Genomic DNA, 18,850 nt, shown 5'->3' with positions numbered 1-18,850 from the left:
CGGAGCACGACCATGAGCAGGACATCCATCGCCCGGGACCCGCGCGACTCGCAGGGCCCGGCCCGCCCGGTGCCGGGCGCCGTGCGCGGCGGCACCCTGCGCGTGCTGCGCGACGGCGACCACGACCACCTCGACCCGCAGCGCATCCAGACCCTCCAGGCCACCGCGCTCGGCCACCTCCTCTTCCGCACGCTGACGATGTTCGCCGAGGACGGCGCGGGCGGCTGGCGGCTGGTCGGCGACCTCGCCGAGCACCCCGGCCGGGACGTCGACGGCGACGGCCGCACCTGGGAGTTCACCCTCAAGGCGGGCCTGCGCTACGAGGACGGCCGCGAGATCACCGCCGCCGACGTGGCCCACGGCATCGCCCGCTCCTTCGAGGAGAGCCTGGCCGGCGGCCCCCGCCACCTCCAGGACTGGCTGGCCGCGAACGGCCCCTACGCGGGCCCCTTCACCGACGGCCCCGGCGCGGTGCCGGGCCTGGAGGTGCGCGGCGCGCGCACCCTGGTGTTCCGCTTCCCCGAGCCGCGCCCCGACCTGCCGTTCGCCGCCGCCCTGGTGACCACCGTGCCGGTCCCGCGCGACACCGACACCGGCGAGACGTACGGCAAGGCACCGCTCGCCTCGGGGCCGTACCGGATCACCGGGCACCTCGCCGGCGAGCGCCTGGTCCTCGAACGCAACCCGCACTGGGACCCGGCCACCGACGCCGTACGGCACGACCACCCGGACCGCATCGAGTTCGAACTCGGCGTCGACTCGGCCGCCCAGAACCGGCGCGCGCACGCGGGGGAGGGCCCGGACGCCTTCGCCGTCGCCGAGAACAACGCGCCCGAGGAGGTCGCCGCGCAGCTGCTCGCCGACCCGGACCTCGGGGCCCGGCTGCGCCGCGACCGCACCCCGCTGGTCTGGTACCTGGCGATCAACACGGCCCGGGTGACGGACGTCGAGGTCCGCCGGGAGATCGCCCGCGCCCTGGACAAGGAGGCGGTCCGCGACGCGATGGCGGGTGCCACGCAGGGCGAGATCACCCACACCATCCTCTCCCCGGCCACCCTCGGCCACCGCCCCTACCCCGACCCGCACGCGGGCGGCCCGCGCGGCCTGCCGGACGGCTGGGACGGCCGTACGCTGCGGCTGCTCAGCCGCGACGGCGCCTACTTCACGGCGGGGGCCCGGGCGGTCGCCCGCTCCCTGGAGGCGGCGGGCCTCGCCGTCGAGGTGGTGGCGACCGACCGGCCCCGGCACAACACGACGGTCCTCACCCGGGGCCACGACTTCGACCTCTACCTGATGGGCCAGGCCGCCGACTGGCCCGGCGCCGCCACCCTGCTCACCGGGTTCGACGGCCGCACCCTGCGCCCCACCGGGAACGCCGACTACACCTACCTCGACGACCCGGACGTCAACGCCGAGATCGCCCGGATCTCCGCGCTGCCCGCCGAACCCGCCGCCGCCGAGTGGGCCGCCCTCGACGAGACCCTGACGACCCGGCACGTCCCGCTGGTGCCGGTCTTCTCCTATGTGTACCTGGCGGTCGTGGGCCCGCGCGTGGGCGGGGTGTTCACCTCGTCGTTCCTCGGCACGCCGGTGTACTACGACGCGTACGTGACGCCCGTACCGGAGGACGCCGGCCGTGGCTGACCAGCGCACCCTCTACGAACGGTTCGCCGCGTCCGCCGACGCCCACCCCGGACGCACCGCACTGGAGACCGGCGGCCGGGTCCTCGGTTACGCGGAGCTGCGCCGCCTCGCCGAGCACACCGCCGCCCGGATCCTCGGCGCGCTAGGCGGGCGGCACCCGGAGCGCGTCGGCGTGCTGGCCAACCGGACCGTCGCCGCCTACGCCTGCTACCTGGCCGCCCAGCGGCTGGGCGCGGCCGCGGTGCCGCTGGGCCCGGAGGTCGCCCCGGCCCGGCTGACCGCGATCGCCCGGGCGGCCCGGCTGGACGCGGTGCTGGCGGAGCCGACGGCCGCGGAACACGCGGAACACACCGGATTCCCCTGCCCCGTGCTGCCGTTCACCGAGGACGGGGATCCGCCCGGGAATCTCCCTCCGTACCGGCCGAGCCCCGACGCGATCGCGTACATCGTCTTCACCTCCGGCTCCACCGGCACCCCCAAGGGCGTCCCGGTCCTCCAGCGGAACGCGGCGGCGATGCTCGACCACGCGACGGACCGCTACGGCATCGGCCCCGGCAGCCGGGTCTCGCAGAGCTTCGACCTCACCTTCGACCCGACGGCCTGGGACATGTTCACCGCCTGGAGCACCGGCGCGGCCCTCGTCGTACCGGCCCGCTCCGAACTGGTCCGGCCCGCCCGCTTCATCCGCGAGCACCGCGTCACCCACTGGTTCTCGGTGCCCTCGGTGATCACCTACGCCCGGCGGCTGCGCGACCTGGCCCCGGACAGCATGCCCGGGCTGCGCTGGACCCTGTTCGGCGGCGAACCGCTCACCCTGGAGCAGGCCGCCGCCTGGCGGGAGGCCGCCCCCGGCAGCGTGCTGGAGAACCTCTACGGCCCCACCGAGCTCACCGTCTCCTGCACCCAGTACCGGCTGCCCGCCGACCCCGCCCACTGGCCGGCCACCGCCAACGGCACGGTCCCCATCGGCACGCCCTACCCGCACCTCGACGCCCTGGTCCTGGACGACGACGGCCGCGAGGCGGACGAGGGCGAGCTGTGCCTGCGCGGTCCGCAGCGCTTCCCCGGCTATCTGGACCCCGCCGAGAACCCCGGCCGGTTCGTCCGCTTCGACGGCGGCCGGGCCACGGTGTACGACGACCGGGCGGCGCCCGGTGCGGAGCTGTACTACCGCACCGGCGACCGGGTACGGCGCGGGTCGGACGGCGCGCTGCTGCACCTGGGCCGGCTCGACCAGCAGGTGAAGATCCGCGGCCACCGCGTCGAGCTCGGCGACATCGAGGCCGCCCTGCGCACGGCCGCCGGGGTCGCCGAGGCGGTGGTGGCCGTGGTGCGGCCGGCCGGGGAGCCCGAACCGTCCCTGGCGGCGGCCTACACCGGCACCGCCCAGGACCCCCTCGCGCTGCGCGCCCACCTCGCAGGCCGCCTGCCCGTCTACATGCTGCCGCGCGGCTTCACGCACCTCGACGCCTTCCCCCTGAACGCCAACCGGAAGATCGACCGCCGCGCGGTCGGGCGGATCCTGTCAGCCCACGGCTGAAGGCAGGGCCGGGGTTGCCACCCCCCTCCCCGCATGAGGGAGGATGGCGGCGTCCAGACGAAGGGAAAATCACGGTGACCATCGACCCGTCCTCGATTCCGAACTTCGGGGGCCAGCCCGAGCCGCAGCCCCAAGGACCGGCGGGCCCCGTCGTCCCGGATCAGGATCTTGTGAAGCAGCTCCTCGACCAGATGGAGCTCAAGTACGTCGTCGACGACGAGGGTGACCTCGCGGCGCCGTGGGAGCAGTTCCGTACGTACTTCATGTTCCGCGGTGAGGACGAGCAGGCCGTCTTCTCGGTGCGGACGTTCTACGACCGCCCCCACAAGATCGACGAGAAGCCGCAGCTGCTCGAGTCGATCGACGACTGGAACCGGCGGACCCTGTGGCCCAAGGTCTACACCCACACCCACGACGACGGCACCGTCCGCCTCATCGGTGAGGCCCAGATGCTGATCGGCACGGGCGTCGACATCAACCACTTCGTCTCGTCCACGGTCAGCTGGGTGCGGGCCGCGATCGAGTTCGACAAGTGGCTGGTCGAGCAGCTCGGCCTGGAGGAGGCCGTGAACGAGGCCGAGGAGCCCGGGGACGACGAGTAGTCCGTCCCCTTACAGCGGTGTCCGTGCGTACACGACGAGGTACGTGCCGTAGCCGAACGAGAGCCCGGCCAGGGCCGCGACCACCACCGTCGCGTGCCAGGGCCGGGCTCTCGCCGTGCGGACCAGCGCCCGGGCCAGCGGGAGCAGCAGCGGGAAGGCCGGCAGCAGGAAGCGCGGCTTCGACTCGAAGAAGCCCGAGCCGCCGAGCGCGATCAGCAGGAGTACGGCGGTGTAGGCGAGGATCGGCAGCGGCGCGCGGTCCAGGGCCAGCAGGGCGAACAGGACGACCGCCGCGGCCACGATCACCAGGGCCATCGGGAAGACGAAGCGGTCGCCGCGCAGCAGCAGCGTGCGGACGAAGACCAGCGAGCCCCGGCCGAAGTCGAAGCGCGAGCCCCACAGCCGCTGTACGTCGAAGTAGCCGCCCAGCCGGTTCCCGCTGCGCCGCCCCACCCACAGGACGTACGCCGTCCAGCCGAGCGGGGCGAGCGCCGCGCCCGTCCACAGCCTGTGGGCAACCCGGCCGCGGGCGCGGCGCAGCTCGCAGGCGGCGGCCAGCAGGACGGCCGCCGCGACCGCGAAACCGTTCGGGCGGGACAGCCCGGCCAGGGTGGCCAGGGCACCCGCCCACACCCAGTTCCCGGCCAGCACCGCGTACAGCGACCAGGCGGCGAAGGCGGTCAGGACCGGCTCCGTGTACGCCATGGACAGCACCACGGAGTGCGGGAGCAGGCCCCAGAGCAGCACCAGCGCGGTGGCCACCGCGCGGCCGTGCAGCCGGGCGCCCACCGCGTAGATCCCGGCCGCGGCGACGGCGGCGGCCGCCCACGACACCAGCAGCCCCGCACCGGCCCCGCTGAGCGGGGTGACGGCGGTCAGGGTCCTGATCAGGGCCGGGTAGAGCGGGAAGAACGCCAGGTCGCTGTGGATGATGCCGGGGCCGAAGTACAGGGTGCGGCCGTAGCCGTGCGCCGCGATCCCCAGGTACCAGGCCGCGTCCCACGACCTGCCCAGCAGGGTCAGCGGATGCCGGCCGCCCGCCCAGGCGGCCACCGCGAGCACGGTCATCCCGGTGAGCCGGGCCATCGCGAACAGCCCCACGGCGACCCCGCCGGCGGCGACGAGGGACAGCCGCGCGCCGGGCTGCTGCGCGACGGGCGGGGCGAGGGCGGCGGTGCTGGCGTGGCTCACATTCGCACAGTGCCGGGGGATCGGGGTGATGTGCGAGAAATGTACGCCCGATGGGGTAGCTCCGAGCCCGGGAGCGCCGACGGGCCAGCCGCGATCGTGCCCGCCGAGTGGGACGACGGCCCCCGGATCAGCTGACCTTGACCGTCCAGGACGAGGAGTAGGTGTCCGTCAGGTCGGTGGTGCCCGGGCGGTAGGCCCGCAGCGTCCAGGTCCCCGCACGCGAGAAGGTGATCTTCGCGGTGGCGCTGCCGCCGGTGGTGAGGGCGGCACTGGTGAGGGTCACCCAGGTGCCGTCCTTCTGGCGGGCCTGGAAGCGCAGTGCGGTCCCCTTGACGTAGGGGGAGCTGTGCGCGGTGAAGGACACGGGCCTGCCGTGGACCGCCTTGGCGGCCGGCCCGCTGACCGTGAGTACGGCCCTGACGTGCGAGCTCAGGGTCTTGCTGGTCGAGGACGTCCACGTCAGGTTCTTGGCCGCGGTGACGGCACGCCAGGCGCCGTTGTACTTGGCGGTCGTGGTGTAGGCGGCCTTGCCCGCGCTGTCCGCGGTGACGGTCCCCTGGGTCTTCCAGGTGGTGGTTCCCGCCCGCTTGTACTGGAAGGTGACCTTGGCGCCGGCCGCGGGCTTCGCGCCGGTCCGGGTCACGGTGGCGGTGAAGGTCGCCTTGCCGCCGTAGGTGCTGGTGGCCGGGCCGGTCAGCTGGGTGGTCGTGGCGGCCACCACGCGGAGCGGCCGGCTCTGCACGGTGGTGTCGCCGTACTGGGAGACGATGGTCAGCGTGACGTCGTGCACGCCGGTGGTCGTGGTCTTCCAGGTGCCGGCGGGCTGCGCGGGATAGCTGCCGGTGGCGACGGTCGTGCCGTCGACGTCGAGGGTCCAGTGCTCGGCCCGGCTGACGCCGTCGGCGGCGGACGTGGTGGCGGCGGTCTTCCAGTCGCTGCCCGCCACGGGGAAGTCCTGGAAGCCGTCCGTCCAGGTCGGCGTGACCTCGGAGACCACCCTGACCGGCAGGTCCGCCCGGCCGTGGGCGCCGCGGTTGTCGACCGTGTCGAACGTCAGCGTGTGGGTGCCGTAGGGGAGCTGTCCGAGGTCGGCGAGGAAGCCCTCGGTGTTGCCCTCGTAGGTGGAGGCGCCGACCGGCGTCGTCGCCTGCGCCTTGCCGTCCAGCGACACGGTGGTGCTGACCGGGTAGGCGTAGTTGAGGTCGGACGGGAACGTCTTGTCGAGCGCCGACGGGTAGGCGTAGGTCACGCTCACCGGGGTCTCGTCCGGGCGGATGACGGTGCCGAGCTTCGGCGTGATCGTGAAGCCGTGGTCGACCAGGGTGTCGGCCCGGACCGGGGAACCCGCGCGGCCGTCCTTGTCGTAGGCCACGACGTAGACGCCTCCCGCGTACAGGCCGGCCGGGACCGCACTCGTGTCCAGTGCGGTGGTCCACGTCGCGCCGCTTGCCGGGGCGGTCAGGTCGGCGGGGGCGGGCCAGACTCTGCTGGAGCTGAAGTAGCGCACGCGCGAGACGCCGTTGTCACCGGTCGCGGTGGCGCGCAGCGACAACTCGTCGTCCGCGGTCAGGCCCACGGGCTTGCGGGTGGTCCAGGCGTCGGCGCCGGGCAGGTCGGGCAGGGTGACGACCGGCCGGCCGTTGTCGACGGTGACGGCGGTGTCGGCCGTGACGGTCCGCGGGCGGGGGCTGTCCACCTCGATGTGGACGGTGTTCGCGCCGTCGTTCACCAGCGGCGCGGCCACCCCGTTCGCGGAGCCCCCGAACTGCTGGGTGGCGGCGGTGTCCAGGGTCGCGTGCAGGGTGCAGGAGGGCAGGCAGTCTCCCGGGTTCAGACCGAAGGTCTGCCTGACCGTGCCGGTGCCCTGGTACTCGGTGCCGCCGGTGATGCTGACCACGGCCTCGGTCGGCTCGTCGTCCGGGTCCGCGTGCACCGTGAAGGTGACCTCCGTCGTGCCGGTGATCGTCTGCCCGGCGCTGACCGTGCCGTCGCCTCCGGCGTCCGAGGAGATGCCGTCGAACGTGATCACGGCACCGGTGTCGTCCGCGACAGCGGCCGGCGCGGGCGCGACGGCGCACAGCACGGCGGCACTCGCGGCCACGGCGAACGACCTGGCAGATCGGGATATACCCACGTCTCTCCTCCTGGGCCTGCCCTGCTCCTGGTGCGGAGCGCAGGCCGTCCCCGGGGCACGGTGTCACGGACGGGGAGTGGCCGGCCGGTGTGGCGGCAGCGTGAAGATCCTGAATGGGCTCCGGGTGCGTGTCAAGAAATTCGCCGGCCGTCCCGAGGAGTGGAAAGCCCGTCCCCCGCCTGTTCAGGACGTCAGGCGCCGCAAGCGGCCGGCCGCCTCCTGGAGGACGTCGTCCTTCTTGCAGAAGGCGAAGCGGACCTGGCTGCGGCCGGCGTCGCGGTCGTCGTAGAAGACGGAGTTCGGGATGGCGACGACGCCGCAGCGTTCGGGGAGGGCACGGCAGAATGCGTAGGCGTCCTTCTCGCCGAAGGGGGTGATGTCGGTGGTGATGAAGTACGTGCCCTGCGGACGGTAGACCTCGAACCCGGCCGCCCGCAGCCCGTCGCCGAGCAGGTCGCGCTTGCGGCGCAGGTCGGCGCGCAGGCCGTCGAAGTACGCGTCGGGCAGGGCGAGGGCCTCGGCGACCGCGTACTGGAAGGGGCCCGAGGCGACGTACGTCAGGAACTGCTTCGCCGAGCGCACGGCGGTGACCAGCTCCGGTGTCGAGGTCACCCAGCCGACCTTCCAGCCGGTGAAGGAGAAGGTCTTGCCGGCCGAGCCGATGGTGACGGTGCGCTCCCGCATGCCGGGGAGGGTGGCGAGCGGGATGTGCTCGGCGGCGTCGTAGACCAGGTGCTCGTACACCTCGTCGGTGACGACCAGCAGGTCCCGCTCCACCGCGAGCTCGGCGATCGCGGTCAGCTCGGCGCGGGTGAGGACCGTGCCGGTCGGGTTGTGCGGGGTGTTGATCAGGAGGAGGCGGGTGCGCGGGGTGACGGCGGCGCGCAGCTCGTCGAGGTCAAGGCGGAAGGCGCCGGCGTCGGGGCGCAGGGTGACCGGGACCCGGGTGCCGCCGGCCATCGCGATGCTGGCCGCGTAGGAGTCGTAGTACGGCTCCAGGGCGACGACCTCGTCACCGGGTTCGAGGAGGGCGAGCAGGGCGGCCGCGATGGCTTCCGTGGCGCCCGCCGTGACCAGGACCTCGGTGTCGGGGTCGTACGCGAGCCCGTACCTGCGCTGCTGGTGCGCGGCGATCGCGGTGCGCAGCTCGGGGACGCCCGGGCCCGGCGGGTACTGGTTGCCGCGGCCCTCGCGCAGCGCCCGCACGGCCGCCTCGCGGACCTCCTCCGGGCCGTCGGTGTCCGGGAAGCCCTGGCCCAGGTTGATGGAGCCGGTGCTGAGGGCGAGGGCGGACATCTCGGCGAAGATCGTGGTGCCGAACTCGGCCAGCCGGCGGTTCAGGAGCGGGCGTTCGCTGGAGGTCATGCCGGTCATCCTGCGCCCAAGCTCTGGAGTTCCTCAACTTACGTTCGGGGCGTGGTGTCTGCGGCGATACCCGATGCGGCCCCTCTGAGCTGGGCGAGGACTGGTGTCATCTGTCGACGTTGGTCGTCGTCGGCCACCCTCGGACGGCCCGGAGACGGCCCGAGGGCGGCCCACATGTCGTCAGTTGCCGTCGGCCTCGCGCATGGCGCGGGCTTCCTGTCGGCTGAACTCCTCGCCGCAGTTCAGACATGCCCAGTCGGTGTCGCGTGCCCCCAGGTGGAACTCCTGATCGAGATTATGGCGCTCGCATGCCGGACTTCCGGCGTCGATCCACCGTTGTCGGATCTTGGCAACATCACTGATTTGCACCATGTTTCGACCCTATGCCATCCCTGGTCCACCCATGCCAACGTGACCGATGGAGTGACCTGGCCGGCAGTGTTGATGAACCGGCCAAGCGCTGGCATGCCCGGATCCTGGAGCACCAGTTTGGGAGCGAGGTTGGGCGATCGGGGGTGTGACCTGCGGGTTCCTCACCCTGGCCGATCTTCTGCCGTTGCCCTTCTAGGCGCTCCGGTTCCCCGCGAGTCCCCGCTCGTTCTGGCACGACAGTGGCACGCCCCGGGGCCGCTGACGAGTGGGTCACTTCTCCGTGGAGTGTTTTGCCTGTAGTACGTAAATCGGGCGAGCCGGTTACCCCAACCAAAGAAGCGCTCTGACCTGGCAAGAGCCGCGCGCCACACGGCGATCGCTCGGCGGACTGCGTGGCCTGGCAGGCCCCGACAGTTTGCGTGATCAGCACACTTGATCACGGTCAGAGAATGAAGATGATCCGGTGCTCGAAACTGCGCTCACGATCTTTAGCATCCTGCTTCAAACGCTCGGGTTGGTTGCGGCTGCGACTGGCCTCTACAAGACGTTCAAGGACTCCTCAGCTTCCCGGCGATCGCTTCTTCAGCAGCGTGCTGGCGACTGAAGTCGAAGTGGCCCGGCAGGTTCGGACTGCCCTTGAACGCCTGCTTCGGCGTCTCCTTCGACGCCCTCGACCGGTCGTGACTCACGTTCTTGGTACGGCTCTGTCCATCGAGTTTGCGGGGAGCGCCAGCGGGCTCGTTCAGTTCGGCCGGCTGCCGGACCCCATGCTGGATGCCGAGGCCTTCAGGGTCGAGATTGAGAACCGCTTGAACCGTGTCTTCAAGCTTGCCCAGGACGTGCAACACGATCTGGGCGAGGAGGCGAAAGTCCGAGGCCAGGAAGACCAGCTCCTAGGGGAAGATCCTCAGGCTCGTATCGCCAACATTGATCAGGAGTCGAAGCGGGCCACGATTCGAGGCTTGCGTGAGCAGGTGCTCGGGCTTTTCTGCGTTGCTCTTGGGCTAGTGGTGCAGAGCGTCCTTGACCTGGCCTTCTAACTCCGGAACTAACGTCTTCGTCAACTTACGTCCGGGGGTTGGTACCTGCGGCGGCATCCAACGCACCGTCTCTGGCCAGGGGGGAGAACGGTCGGTAACTGTCGTCGTTGGCTGCTGTCGGACGGCCCACAGACGGCCCGGCCCAGGGCCCGGATGAGCCTCTCGCCGCACCTCAGAATCGAGGATGGGCACGGGCGTGGGCGGGCATTGTCATCTCATGTATCAGGTGCTCATAGCAGGCCTCGCCATAGCCGCCGTGATCCTCTCGGGGCTAGTCGTCGTGGTCTTGGCGCTGACTGTCAGAAGGTGGGACGCCTGGTGGGCCAGATCGGCCCACGCCTTGGTCTTCCTGGCAGCCGCGGCAGCCGTGGCGTTCGGCATCCATTGGGGAATCCATGCCCTACCGCGGGACGGATGCGCGCACCATCCATGCGTGACCGCGCCCGGTGACTAGTTGGCACGGGCCTTGCGCAGGGTGCGGATGAGACGACCTCGACCGTACGGGAATGATCCCAACTCCACCTGAAAACAGGTGAGTTGAGCCCCGTCGGTGTTTCACGTGAAACCACCCACTTCGTGATCGTGCGCACGGGTCGGGGGAGAGGGTTTGAGGTCTGGTGATCTGTGGGGCGAGAGCATGAAAGGGGGCTATTACACTTGATCCAATGGAGAGGGTCATTGATCCTCACCGTGCGAAGCAGGCACTCGGCCCCCTTTCTTGCTCTCGGAGGGGCCCCTCAGGTCGGCAGACCTTAAAGTCTCGGAGCGGCCTCCCCAGCCAGCACGGTCCCTTCCCACCACGGCCCGCAGCGTCCAACGAAGCTCCCAGCCGTCGCGTACCTGTTCTTGGGTTCAAAGCGTCTGTTGGTCTGTGGCAGATCATGCAAGTAATCCCGTGTGGCAATGCCCTTTCCCTCAGGTCGGGCCTGGTGGTGTGGGTCATGGGTGGGGAATCAGGCTCGCTCCGGTGCATCGGCCCTTGGCGGGATCGGAGTGTGAAGCGTGATCACCCCGGGGCATCGAAGGTGGCGCGGGGCCGGGGCCGGGCCGGCGCGGGCCGAAGGCAGGAGCGAAGGCCCGAGTCCCGAGCCGCGCGCCGGCCCGCAGTGCGGGCCGGGGGTGTGTGATCAACGCAGCGACGGTCGAAAGCCGATAGGGACAGCGCGACCGGATGGCCGAAGGGCCAAGAGCCCCCGCCGCTGTCCCGTGCCGCTGCGGGCCTGCGATCCAAGGGGGTTGAGGTGGAAGCCGTGAGGGGGCTGTGAAGCGTGGGAGAGCTGAGGAACCTTACGGTTGCTGTCGGGTCCTGTTATCCCAGGTGCGCGACGGCTGGGAGCTTCGTTGGACGCTGCGGGCCGTGGTGGGAAGGGACCACCCTCCCCGCCCAACGGGCGGGGCTTGATGAGGCAGAGAAACCTGTAACAAGATCCGCGTCGGCCTACGCGTCGAAGTCGTACTCCAGGATGTAAGAGGCCGCGTCCAAGGTCATCTCGTTGATCTCGACCGGGCGCCCTTCGTCTGCGAACGCGGTCCGGCAGATCAGGATGACGGGCGTACCGGAGGAGATACCCAACTGCGAAGCCTCGTCCTTCGAGGGCATGCGCGAGCGGATCTCCTCACGGAAGTGCACAGGCTTGTAGCCGAGTTCGGCGAGGCGGGCATAAATCCCGCCTGCTACACCCTGCTGTCACGCAATCCGTGCAGCGCTCGGACCGTGCGACGTCCGAAGGCTGAGCCATCACGGGTGGTCCCCTGGGTGCCTGCACAGGTGTTCGCTGTTCGAGCCGCGCTCCTTGAACGATACCGAGCGATGGTCGACGTGGGCGCCGGCTGCGGTCTGCGCCAGGGGGAGGTGTTCGGCCTGGCGGAAGACGCCATCGACGCTGATGGGCGCACGCTGCACGTGGTCCGGCAGATCAAGCACGTGGAAGGGCACCCGGTGTTCGCGCTCCCCGAGGGAGGCAGGAAGCGGGACGTGCCGTTGCCCGATCACGTTGCCGAAGTGCTCCGTGCGCACATGGACGCCTTCAAGCCCGTAGAGATCACGTTGCCGTGGGACGTACCGGAGGGGCCGAAGGTGTCCGCCCGTCTGATCTTCACGGCCGAGCAGGGCGGCATGGTGTGGCGCAGCAACTTCAACGGCAAGGAGTGGAAGCCTGCCCTGGCGGCCGCCGGCCTCATCCCGGAAGCGGATGACAACGGCAAGTACGACTCGGCGCGCGAGCACGGGATGCGTGCCCTGAGGCACTTCTACGCCTCGGCGCTGTTGGACGCCGGCGAGAACATCAAGGCAGTCAGTGAGTACATGGGGCATGCAGACCCGGCGACGACGCTGCGGGTGTACGCCCACCTGATGCCCGACAGTCGCCAGCGTGCCCGCCGCGCTATCGACATGGTGTTTCAGCGCAGTTCCGGGAAGGACCAGGGCCCGCAGCAGACAGAGTGAGGCAGCCTGGCCTAGGCCATCCGGCGTTATCGCCAACGCTGAACGGGCGAAGCCTTCGCGGATCGTGTGTGGTGAACGTGGGAGCGATCAACCCACTCGACACCCTTTCTGGTAGCCCAAGCGCCAAGCGAGTAGCTGCCTCGGCGTACGTCACTACCCAGCAAGGACAAGCGAGTGAAGCCAGTCAAGACCATCAGCACTATTTGCGCTGCCGTCGCAACGGCCATGCTCCTCGGCGGCGCTACCGCCCACGCAGACAGTGACGGGGGGTTGCTCGGCCTCGGTCTTCTCAATACACCCTCCATCACCCTCGCGTGTTTTCCGGCGGGGCAGGTGGGCCATGGCAACTCCATCACCGGCAACCAAAACATCAACTGCAGCCAGTCCGCTTCTGCAACGGGGACAACGCCACCCCCGAGTGGCAGCGGTTTGGCAGGGTTTGACCATGAATTCGGGTCCGCTACCGCGCAGCCTGGCGAGGTAGCTATTGCGAGTGCGATCTGCCCGAATGGGAAGACGCCCACAGGCGGCGGTTTTCGTGTCGCGTCGGGTGACTCCTGGCAGGTAACGGCGTCTGCATTTCAGGCGGGTGTCGTCCCGAATCCGAGCGGTTGGACGGTGGTCGCCAAAAACACCGGTAGTGGGCCTCAGACACTCACCGCCGAGGTGATTTGCTACAACGGCGTGACCTGACGGGCAGCCAGTCCTCGGATGCTGCCGGTTCGTCTCTGCATGCCAACTGGCGGTAGTCCACTGAGCACGTCATGCAGGATGAACACGGCCCGCAGACGGCCCAGCGACATCCGGTCAGCCCCTGAACTGCGTATGTGCGCAGGTCAGGGGCCATTTCCATGCTAGGACCCTCAGAAGTTCCTCAACTCCGCTTTGGCCGTCGCGGCGGCCGGGCATCCCCAGTCCACGCCGTGCTCGCACGGCGGCCGGGGCGCCCACGGGGGGTCGCCCTCGGGGGAACGGAAAGCAGGTGACGCCATGGGCACGGTCTTCATCGTGGTGGTGGTCGCGGTCGTGTGCTTCGGGATCATCGCGGCGGTGGTCCGCGGTGTCGGAGGGGCCAAGGGGGCGTACCGCGGGGGCGGGTCCTCCTCGTCGTCCTCCTCGTCCTACGACAGCTCCGGCAGCTGGTGGGCCGGGGACTCGGGGTCGTCGTCCTCGCACGGCGGTCATCACGGCGGCGGCCACCACTCCTGCGGCGGCGGGCACTCCTCCTGCGGCGGATCGTCCTGCGGGGGCGGCTCGTCGTGCGGCGGGGGCGGCTGCGGCGGGGGCAACTGAGCCGCCCCACGGGCGGCGGGGGACCGGGCGTCCGGACGGAGAGCGGGGAGCTCTCGCCGGGCGCCCCGGCGTGCGCCGGAAGCAGTGGGGCGCACAACACGGTTGAACAGTTGAGCTGTGGAGCCCTCTGAGGGATGGAAACCCCACGAAGTTGGGTAAAAACGCTGTGGCAGCGCCACAGTTCATGATTCCCTCTAAATCACCAAAGCAGCGCCTCGGACGTCCTGACGACACCCCTCCCCGGCTGGGCCGGCCGGGCCGATTTCCCGGTGTCGACCGAGGCGCGCCGGACCACACTCCCCGTCTTTTGCGTGTTAGCGGAGCCGATCCATGCTCACGACCCTTCACACCTCCTACACCGATACGCGCGCGGCCGACCTCGCCTGGGCCCTGGGGCGCGAGCCGCTGCCCGCCCTGGCCACCCTCGACCTGGAGCTGACCGGGGCGAAGTTGCAGTTGAGACTGCTCGGCGCGTCCCACCAGGTGCTCCTGGAGGAGGAGTGCGGCGGCTGTTCGGAGACGGTGGCGTGCATCGCGGGGTCCAGCACCCCCCTGCCGCTCGGGGTCGCCAAGCGCAACGGCGACTGGGAGTACGAGTTCGCGGCCCGCGTCGAGGTGCTGTCACCGGGCTCCTTCGCGGGCCGCGCCCAGGAACTGCTGGCCCTGGTCTCCGAGCATCCGTACGGCCTCGCCGGGGTCTTCCCGGGCAGCCCGCACGCGTTCACGGCGATGCTGGCCCAGCGCCACCAGGGCCAGGTGCACTGGCGGACCTGGCACGCGTACCCGCAGGACGGCCAGCTGGTGGCGACCCGGACCCGGGTCGGCGTAAGGGTTCCGGTGCCCCACCCCGTGGGCGGATGACATAAACCAACGAGGCGTCAAAGGGCCCTGAGTTCCACACGTGTGGGTGACGAAGCGTACCGAGCGAGTGACGTAACGTCGCAGAGTGATCGATCCGCACGCACCCGCCCCTCCCGGCACACCGCCGCCCTGGGGCGCCCCCGCGCCGCTGCCCGTGCGGCCGGGGACGGGCCGCCTCCTGGTCCTGGCGTGCGCGTTCGTCTGCGCGGCCTGCGGATTGGTGTACGAACTCGAACTGGTCGCCCTCGCCTCGTACTTGATCGGTGACTCGGTCACCCAGGCCTCCGTCGTGCTGTCCGTGATGGTCTTCGCGATGGGCGTCGGCTCCCTCGCCGCGAAACGGCTGCGCTGGCACGCGGCCGCCGGGTTCGCCGCGGTGGAGGCCGCGCTGGCGCTGGTCGGCGGGTGCAGCGCGATGGCCCTGTACGCCGTCTTCGCCTGGACCGGCGACTGGGGCGGCCTGTGGGCCACAGGGCCGCGCTGCCTCCTGGTCGCCTTCTCCCTCGCCATCGGCCTGCTGATCGGCGCCGAGGTGCCGCTGCTGATGGAGCTCATCCAGCGCATCCGCCGCCAGGACGCGGGCGGCGCGGTGGCCGACCTGTTCGCGGCGGACTACGTCGGCGCCCTCGTCGGCGGCCTGGCCTTCCCGTTCCTGCTGCTGCCCTTCCTCGGCCAGCTGACGGGGACCCTGCTCACCGGCACGGTCAACGTCGTCGCCGGGGGCACCCTGGTCCTCGGCCTGTTCCGCCGCGACCTGTCCCGCCGGGCCCGCTGGACCCTCCTCGTCGCCAACGTCACCGTCCTCGGCGTCCTCGCCTCCGCCGCCGTCCTCGTCGGCGACTTCGAACGGGCCGCGCGGCACGCCGTCTACGGCGCCGACGTCCGGGTCGCCCTCCAGACGGACGTCCAGGAGATCGTCCTCACCGGCGGCACCCGCGGCCGCCCCCTCGACCTCTTCCTGGACGGCCGGCTGCGGGTCGGCGGCCGCGACGAACGCCGGTACCACGAAGCCCTCGTCCACCCCGCGATGAGCGGCCCGCACGCGCGCGTGCTGATCCTCGGCGGCGGCGACGGCATGGCCGCCCGTGAGGTGCTGCGGCACACCGGCGTCGACCGCGTCGACATCGTCGAGCTCGACGCGGGCCTGGTCCGGCTCGCCCGCCACGACCCCGCCCTCGCCGCGCTCAACGGCCACGTCTACGACGACCCCCGCGTCCACGTGTTCACCGCCGACGCCTTCCAGTGGCTGCGCGACGCCCCTGGCATCGGCCGCTCCGGCCACTCCGGTTACGTCGTCGTCGTCGCCGACCTGCCCGACCCCGGCATCACCGCCAGCACCAAGCTGTACTCCCAGGAGTTCTACGGCCTGGCCCGCCGCGCCCTCGCCCCCGGCGGCCGTCTGGTCGTGCACGCCGGGCCGGTCCAGGGCCGCCCCCGCGCCTTCTGGACGGTCGCCGCGACCATCCGGGCCGCCGGCCTGGCCACCACCCCCTACCGCGTCCTCGGCCACGACGCCGGCTTCGCCCCGGGCCCGGACCGCTCGGCGGGCGAGTCCCGGGCGCCGCACGACTGGGGCTTCATCCTGGCGACGCCGGGATCCCGGGCCCCGCCGTTGCGGCTCCCGGCCGGCGGCCCGCGACTGCGGACGCTGACCGAGCGGACCCTGCGGGAGGACGCGCTGCCGGCACCGGCGGCCGGACTGCCGCCGCCCTCGACGCTGGTGCACCCGAGGTACTGACGTGGTGACGCGCCCCGGTCGTCAAGGAGGCGCGCAGCGTGCCGTTCGCCGGGGAGGTTGTGCCGGACCGACTCGTGGGTAGGCTCAGTCGGCATGGAGCACCAGGTGTACGTCCCGGCCCCGGCCTCGCGGCTCAGGGAGGCGCTGGCCGACCCCGCGCGGGTCGCCCGGGCGGTCCCCGGCCTCCAGCAGGACGCGGGCGCCGCCCCCGGCACCGGCAGGCTCAAGGTCCGGATCGGCAGCCACTCGATCACCTACCGCGGCTCCCTGCGCGTCAGCCCCCGCGACGACGGTTCGTACGCGCTCGACGGCGACGCCACCGAGGCCCGCGGCACCGGCACGGTGAAGCTGGCGCTCGCGCTGCGCGTCGCCGACACCGACGAGGGCGGCTGCACGGTCACGGTGACCGGTACGGCCACCGCCGACGGGCGGGTCGCGGAGCTGCCGGCGGAGGCGGTGGAGTCGGCGGCGACGAGGCTGCTGAACCGCTTCGCGGAGGGGCTCGGGGAGGCGCCCGCCGCCTCGGTCTTCGAGACGGAGGTCCCACCGCCGTCCCTGGCACCGGAGCCGCAGCCGGAGCCGGAGCCGCTTCCCGAGATCTTCGCGGAGGCGGCGCACGCGCGCCGGACGATGATCGGGCGCAGCGCGGAGGAGGTGGACCATGCCCCGCCGAGGGGACGGTACGCACCGGTCCCGGCGCCGCAGACGGTGGCAGGAGCCTCGACCCTACGATGGGCCGCCCCGGCGGCGGCACTGGCACTGGCCTCGGCAATCGTGGTGACAAGGGCCCTGCGACGCCGACGGTGAGCTGTGGGGGTGGGGCCGCTTACCGGCGCTGGCAGGGTGCCGCTGCGCCCACCCGTGCCGCCCTGCGGCACGCCTGCCCGCAGCTGTGTAGCTGACGCGACTGCAGCGCCCCGTAAGGGGTGCGGGGCTGTATTCGATTTGCGGCTCCGCCGCGTGGGCGCGACCAGCCCCCACCCACGCCTGCCCGCAGCTGTGTAGCTGACGCGACTGCAGCGCCCCGTAGGGGCGCGGGGAACTGCGCGAGCAACCCCCACCGGCCCGCACCCGAAACCCGGCCTCCATCCACCCGCACCCGAAACCCGGCCTCCATCCACCCGCACCCGAAACTCGACGCCCTCCCCCCAGTACTGTCATCCCGTGAGTAACGAAGACATCACGCTGACCGCAGGCGACGCCACCCTCCACCTGCACCCCGGCAACGGCGGCCGGATCGCCGGACTCGAAGTCGGGTCCCTCGAACTCCTCCGGCAAGGCGACCGTTTCGGCTGCTTCCCGATGGTCCCCTGGTGCGGCCGGATCCGGGACGGCCGTTTCCGCGACGGTGCCAGGACCGTCCAGATGCCCCTCAACTCCCCGCCGCACGCCATCCACGGCACCGCCCGCGACGGCGCCTGGCGCACCGCGCGCGTCTCGGCGACCGAGGCCGTGATCACGTGCGATCTCGGCGCCCCCTGGCCGCACCCCGCCCGCGTCACCCACGTCGTGCAGCTCGCCGAGGACTCGCTGACGCTCACGATGTCCGTGGAGACGTACGACGACTCCTTCCCGGCGCAGATCGGCTGGCACCCCTGGTTCAACCGCAACCTCGGCGGCCAGGACGCCCAGGACGTCCAGGTCGACTTCACCCCGGCCTGGCAGGAGGAGCGCGGCGAGGACCACCTGCCCACCGGCAACCGCATCGACCCGAAGCCCGGCCCCTGGGACGACTGCTTCGGCATGCCCGACGGAGTCGACGTCACCCTCACCTGGCCCGGGCAGCTGGAGCTGAAGGTCGCCAGCCGCGAGCAGTGGGTCGTGGTCTACGACGAGCAGGAGGCGGCCGTGTGCGTGGAGCCGCAGACCGGCCCGCCGAACGGGCTGAACACGCTTCCGAGGCTCGTCACCCCGCTGGAGCCGCTGGAAGCCACGACCACCTGGACGTGGACGCGCCTCTAAGCTGGTCGGTATGACGGACGTACGCGCTGAGCTGCTGCAACAGATCAAGGACAAGGCCGTGGTGCACGGCAGGGTGACCCTGTCGTCGGGGCTGGAGGCCGACTACTACGTCGACCTCCGCCGCGTCACCCTCGACGGCACGGCCGCTCCGCTGGTCGGGCAGGTGCTGCTGGACCTGACGGCGGACCTGGAGTTCGACGCCGTCGGCGGGCTGACCATGGGCGCCGACCCGGTCGCCGGCGCCATGCTGCACGCGGCCGCCGCGCGCGGCCGGCACCTCGACGCCTTCGTCGTGCGCAAGGCGGCGAAGGCGCACGGCATGCAGCGCCGGGTGGAGGGTCCGGAGATCAAGGGCCGCCGCGTCCTGGTCGTCGAGGACACCTCCACCACCGGCGGCTCCCCGCTCACCGCCGTGGAGGCCGTGCGCGAGGCCGGCGCCGAGGTCGTCGCCGTCGCCACCATCGTGGACCGGGCCACCGGCGCCGCCGAGAAGATCCAGGAGGGCGCCGGGGTGCCGTACCTGTTCGCCTTCTCGAAGGATGAACTGGGGCTGGACTGAACGCCGGGTTGACGAGTGGGATTGACCCGGATTTGACCGGCGCGCGGAGCATCGGTTCATGTCTGGAAAGATGTGGACGACGATGACGTCGCCCCCAAGGTCT

General features: G+C 71.4%; 15 protein-coding genes and 2 pseudogenes. 12 read left to right on the top strand and 5 right to left on the bottom strand.

What is annotated here, in order from left to right:
* Positions 1-12: 12 nt before the first annotated feature.
* The 3 genes from ACWGKQ_RS00855 (at position 13) to ACWGKQ_RS00845 (ending at position 3,786) form a co-directional block, all read left to right on the top strand.
* Positions 13-1,644 (top strand): ABC transporter substrate-binding protein, encoded by a 1,632-nt coding sequence (locus tag ACWGKQ_RS00855; RefSeq protein WP_453289700.1) that lies wholly within the window; start codon positions 13-15, stop codon positions 1,642-1,644.
* The gene (locus ACWGKQ_RS00850; RefSeq protein ID WP_453289699.1) at positions 1,637-3,184 is read left to right on the top strand and encodes an amino acid adenylation domain-containing protein; all 1,548 of its coding nucleotides are present in this window, start codon (positions 1,637-1,639) and stop codon (positions 3,182-3,184) included. Before ACWGKQ_RS00855 ends, ACWGKQ_RS00850 begins: the two co-directional genes overlap by 8 nt.
* A 74-nt stretch (positions 3,185-3,258) precedes the next feature.
* Entirely contained in the window at positions 3,259-3,786 is a 528-nt protein-coding gene (locus ACWGKQ_RS00845; protein WP_453289698.1) for a YbjN domain-containing protein, read from the top strand.
* Between the two features lie 9 nt (positions 3,787-3,795).
* On the opposite strand, the gene ACWGKQ_RS00840 is transcribed toward ACWGKQ_RS00845, so the two are convergent.
* The 4 genes from ACWGKQ_RS00840 to ACWGKQ_RS00825 all read right to left on the bottom strand — a co-directional run bounded on the left by ACWGKQ_RS00840 (position 3,796) and on the right by ACWGKQ_RS00825 (position 8,848).
* Positions 3,796-4,977 (bottom strand): hypothetical protein, encoded by a 1,182-nt coding sequence (locus tag ACWGKQ_RS00840; RefSeq protein ID WP_453289697.1) that lies wholly within the window; start codon positions 4,975-4,977, stop codon positions 3,796-3,798.
* Between the two features lie 127 nt (positions 4,978-5,104).
* On the bottom strand, positions 5,105-7,111 hold the full coding sequence (locus ACWGKQ_RS00835) for a hypothetical protein (protein ID WP_453289696.1): 2,007 nt from the start codon (positions 7,109-7,111) through the stop codon (positions 5,105-5,107).
* Between the two features lie 183 nt (positions 7,112-7,294).
* A complete protein-coding gene (locus ACWGKQ_RS00830) occupies positions 7,295-8,485 on the bottom strand; it encodes a pyridoxal phosphate-dependent aminotransferase (RefSeq protein ID WP_453289695.1) in 1,191 nt (396 codons plus the stop codon).
* A gap of 171 nt (positions 8,486-8,656) precedes the next feature.
* Positions 8,657-8,848, bottom strand: coding sequence for a hypothetical protein (locus ACWGKQ_RS00825; RefSeq protein WP_453289694.1), 192 nt, complete (start codon positions 8,846-8,848; stop codon positions 8,657-8,659).
* Positions 8,849-9,297: 449 nt separating this feature from the next.
* Between ACWGKQ_RS00825 and ACWGKQ_RS00820 the strand changes: the two genes are divergently transcribed.
* Positions 9,298-9,888, top strand: a complete 591-nt coding sequence (locus ACWGKQ_RS00820; protein WP_453289693.1) for a hypothetical protein — start codon at positions 9,298-9,300, stop codon at positions 9,886-9,888.
* Positions 9,889-11,326: 1,438 nt separating this feature from the next.
* On the opposite strand, the pseudogene ACWGKQ_RS00815 reads toward ACWGKQ_RS00820, so the two are convergent.
* Positions 11,327-11,560 (bottom strand): annotated as a pseudogene (locus ACWGKQ_RS00815) (UTRA domain-containing protein); the annotation flags it as partial.
* A 12-nt stretch (positions 11,561-11,572) separates the two neighbouring features.
* Between ACWGKQ_RS00815 and ACWGKQ_RS00810 the strand changes: the two are divergent.
* The 8 genes and pseudogenes from ACWGKQ_RS00810 to pyrE form a co-directional block, all read left to right on the top strand.
* Positions 11,573-12,334, top strand: a pseudogene (locus ACWGKQ_RS00810) (tyrosine-type recombinase/integrase); the annotation flags it as partial.
* 174 nt (positions 12,335-12,508) lie between these two features.
* Positions 12,509-13,027, top strand: coding sequence for a hypothetical protein (locus tag ACWGKQ_RS00805; RefSeq protein ID WP_453289692.1), 519 nt, complete (start codon positions 12,509-12,511; stop codon positions 13,025-13,027).
* Positions 13,028-13,324: 297 nt separating this feature from the next.
* Positions 13,325-13,627: a hypothetical protein gene (locus ACWGKQ_RS00800; protein WP_453289691.1), complete on the top strand. Its 303-nt coding sequence runs from the start codon at positions 13,325-13,327 to the stop codon at positions 13,625-13,627.
* 330 nt (positions 13,628-13,957) lie between these two features.
* Positions 13,958-14,488: a DUF2617 family protein gene (locus ACWGKQ_RS00795; protein ID WP_453289690.1), complete on the top strand. Its 531-nt coding sequence runs from the start codon at positions 13,958-13,960 to the stop codon at positions 14,486-14,488.
* A gap of 85 nt (positions 14,489-14,573) precedes the next feature.
* Positions 14,574-16,226, top strand: coding sequence for a polyamine aminopropyltransferase (locus ACWGKQ_RS00790; protein WP_453289689.1), 1,653 nt, complete (start codon positions 14,574-14,576; stop codon positions 16,224-16,226).
* Between the two features lie 93 nt (positions 16,227-16,319).
* On the top strand, positions 16,320-17,033 hold the full coding sequence (locus ACWGKQ_RS00785) for an SRPBCC family protein (protein ID WP_453289688.1): 714 nt from the start codon (positions 16,320-16,322) through the stop codon (positions 17,031-17,033).
* A gap of 357 nt (positions 17,034-17,390) precedes the next feature.
* The gene (locus tag ACWGKQ_RS00780; RefSeq protein WP_453289687.1) at positions 17,391-18,188 is read left to right on the top strand and encodes an aldose epimerase family protein; all 798 of its coding nucleotides are present in this window, start codon (positions 17,391-17,393) and stop codon (positions 18,186-18,188) included.
* Between the two features lie 10 nt (positions 18,189-18,198).
* Complete coding sequence (gene pyrE / locus ACWGKQ_RS00775; RefSeq protein WP_453289686.1) at positions 18,199-18,747, top strand: orotate phosphoribosyltransferase; 549 nt, start codon at positions 18,199-18,201, stop codon at positions 18,745-18,747.
* Positions 18,748-18,850 lie beyond the last annotated feature (103 nt).

This window comes from Streptomyces sp. NPDC054770, from assembly GCF_053611985.1.
Note: the sequence above shows the minus strand (reverse complement) of the source record. Positions and strands in the feature narration are given on the sequence as shown.

Bases quoted from the DNA above. Each gene is read 5' to 3' on its own strand.
- ACWGKQ_RS00855 (WP_453289700.1), top strand. From the start codon at position 13: ATGAGCAGGACATCCATCGCCCGGGACCCGCGCGACTCGCAGGGCCCG.
- ACWGKQ_RS00830 (WP_453289695.1), bottom strand. From the start codon at position 8,485: ATGACCGGCATGACCTCCAGCGAACGCCCGCTCCTGAACCGCCGGCTG.
- ACWGKQ_RS00825 (WP_453289694.1), bottom strand. From the start codon at position 8,848: ATGGTGCAAATCAGTGATGTTGCCAAGATCCGACAACGGTGGATCGAC.
- ACWGKQ_RS00820 (WP_453289693.1), top strand. From the start codon at position 9,298: ATGAAGATGATCCGGTGCTCGAAACTGCGCTCACGATCTTTAGCATCC.
- ACWGKQ_RS00800 (WP_453289691.1), top strand. From the start codon at position 13,325: ATGGGCACGGTCTTCATCGTGGTGGTGGTCGCGGTCGTGTGCTTCGGG.
- ACWGKQ_RS00795 (WP_453289690.1), top strand. From the start codon at position 13,958: ATGCTCACGACCCTTCACACCTCCTACACCGATACGCGCGCGGCCGAC.
- ACWGKQ_RS00785 (WP_453289688.1), top strand. From the start codon at position 16,320: ATGGAGCACCAGGTGTACGTCCCGGCCCCGGCCTCGCGGCTCAGGGAG.
- pyrE (WP_453289686.1), top strand. From the start codon at position 18,199: ATGACGGACGTACGCGCTGAGCTGCTGCAACAGATCAAGGACAAGGCC.